The sequence below is a fragment of the Waltera acetigignens genome, from assembly GCF_025567015.1.
GTDB lineage: Bacteria > Bacillota > Clostridia > Lachnospirales > Lachnospiraceae > Acetatifactor > Acetatifactor acetigignens.
In genome coordinates this window covers 1-320 of the sequence record NZ_JAOQJO010000055.1, presented here as the reverse complement: position 1 = coordinate 320, position 320 = coordinate 1, and the positions used below count along the sequence as shown (strand labels likewise).

Sequence of the window (320 nt, the reverse complement as noted above, 5' to 3'; positions counted from 1 at the left end):
ACACCGTACCGGTTAGAAATGCAGGCAAAGGTCGGGATAGGAGATGCAAAAAATCTGTATGATTACTGGGGGGAGAGATTATATCGTTCAGTGATTGATGACAGCAGGGTTATCATTAATCTGGCATCAAAAGAATACTCAAAATGCATAGAAAAGTATCTGACACCTAAGGATACCTATATTACGGTCTCCTTTTGTGAGTTATCGGGAAATAAACTGGTAACGAAAGGGACATATGCCAAAATGGCCCGAGGGGAGATGGTCCGGTTCATGGCAGAAAGAGAAATTGAGAATCCTGAAGAGATACGAAAATTTGACAG

Annotated in this window: 1 protein-coding gene; it reads left to right on the top strand. The window is 41.6% G+C overall.

What is annotated here, in order from left to right:
• The coding region (locus tag OCV96_RS19410) for a YaaA family protein (protein WP_262595222.1) at positions 1-320 on the top strand (320 nt) is incomplete at both ends.